The 1,824-nt window shown below is 63.9% G+C and carries 1 protein-coding gene; it reads right to left on the bottom strand.

The window, feature by feature from the left end; all coding sequences use genetic code 11:
* Positions 1 to 1,008: NAD(P)-dependent alcohol dehydrogenase (locus PIQ37_RS20625; protein WP_342074895.1), on the bottom strand; the 1,008-nt coding region annotated here is incomplete at its 3' end.
* Between the last annotated feature and the right edge of the window lie 816 nt (positions 1,009 to 1,824).

Here is a 1,824-nt window from a genome sequence, read left to right as displayed (position 1 = left end):
GTCGCCCTTGAGCATGCGCTCGTAGGCCTCGTTGATCTGCGCCATCTCGATCGTCTCGATGTCGGACACGATGCCGTGCTTGGCGCAGAAATCCAGCATCTCCTGCGTCTCGCGAATGCCGCCGATCAGCGAACCGGCCAATTGGCGCCGCTTCATGATCAGGTTGAACACCGTCGGCGACGGATGCGGCTCGGCCGGCGCGCCGACCAGGGTCATGGTGCCGTCGCGCTTGAGCAGGGTCAGGAACGCATCCAGATCGTGCGGCGCCGCGACGGTGTTGAGGATGAAATCGAAGCTGTTGGTGTGCGCCGCCATCTCGTCGGCGTTCTTCGACACCACCACCTCGCTCGCGCCCAGGCGCAGCGCGTCCTCGCGCTTGCCGGCCGAGGTGGTGAACAGCACCACGTGCGCGCCCATCGCATGGGCGATTTTCACGCCCATGTGCCCGAGGCCGCCCAGCCCAACGATGCCGACCTTCTTGCCCGGGCCGACCTTCCAGTGATTCAGCGGGGAATACGTGGTGATGCCGGCGCACAGCAGCGGCGCCACCGCCGCCAGTTGCTCGGCATCGTGGCGAATATGCAGCGTGTATTTCTCGTCGACCACGATGTGATCGGAGTAGCCGCCATACGTGTTCTCGCCGCCGAACATCGGACCGTTGTAGGTGCCGACGAAGCCGTTCTCGCAGTACTGCTCCTCGCCATCGGCGCAGGAGGCGCAATGCCGACAGCTGTCGACCATGCAGCCGACACCGGCAAGATCGCCGACCTTGAAGGCACTGACCTGGTCGCCCACCGCGGTGATGCGACCGACGATTTCATGGCCCGGCACCGATGGATACTGGGTGTTGTGCCACTCGTTGCGGGCGGTGTGCAGATCCGAGTGGCAGACGCCACAGTAGAGGATCTCGATACTGACGTCGTGCCCACCGAGCGCGCGGCGCTCGAAGGTGAACGGGGTCAGCGGCTGATCGGACGCCTTGGCGGCGTATCCATTGGCTTGGCTCATGGGGAGGGCCTCGTGGTGGGTGAAAGGGGCCGAAAGGCAATGCGCATGTAGAGCAATCGATGCCTACGCGGTCGCCTGAGTGGGAAAAGTCTAAGCGGCGGGCCATGAAAGAGACGCATCGCCGCATGGAACGGTGCGATGCGCGTCGTCAAAACGCGTCACCGAGTGCGGACTGGCGCACAAGTTTGGCTGAACGCCAACGCACTTGACGGTGACATGTGGACGCGCCGACCGGCATTCATCGGCAGATTGCACGTGAGCGGATCTGCAATCGATGAGAAGCGCGAACCAGAAAGTGCGCGCAATGCGTCCGATGACAGTCGCAGGATCGCTTACATCCTCTGCCAACTTTGGACGCAGAGCCGGTTCGATAGTGAAGCAAGCAGGCCTTGGCAGATGCCCGTAGGCCGGGTTGCCGCTTGTCGACAACCGACGCCCAGGAGGCCGTGGCATGCCTTGCCGCATGCGCGCCTGCAGGCGCGCCCAGTGGTTCAGCGCGTGCTTGAGGACGGACTAGGTGCCGTACAGCGCCATCAGGGCGCTCGCTTCGCTCAGCCGTGTTCGCTGGGAAGCGGCGATCGACCTGGAGCAATCGATAAAACACGCGGTATAGAAGACGAGGTAACTCGTGCAGCGGACACGATGGCGATCGTGCGTGCAGGCATTCAATGCGTGCAGGTCTGTATGGCTCCAGCTGCAAGTCCGATCTAACGCTTGGCCAGGCTTCGGCAGATAAGGCGGCCGTTCCCGACGGGAGAAGGGAGAACCGAGCCCCTCTCCCGCCGGGAGAGGGGTTGGGGTGAGGGCCCGGCGCGC

Origin of the sequence: Xanthomonas protegens (genome assembly GCF_038442435.1) — a bacterium.
GTDB lineage: Bacteria > Pseudomonadota > Gammaproteobacteria > Xanthomonadales > Xanthomonadaceae > Xanthomonas_A > Xanthomonas_A sontii.
The sequence above is the reverse complement of the archived record's forward strand: the minus strand, read 5'-3'. Positions and strand labels throughout refer to the sequence as shown.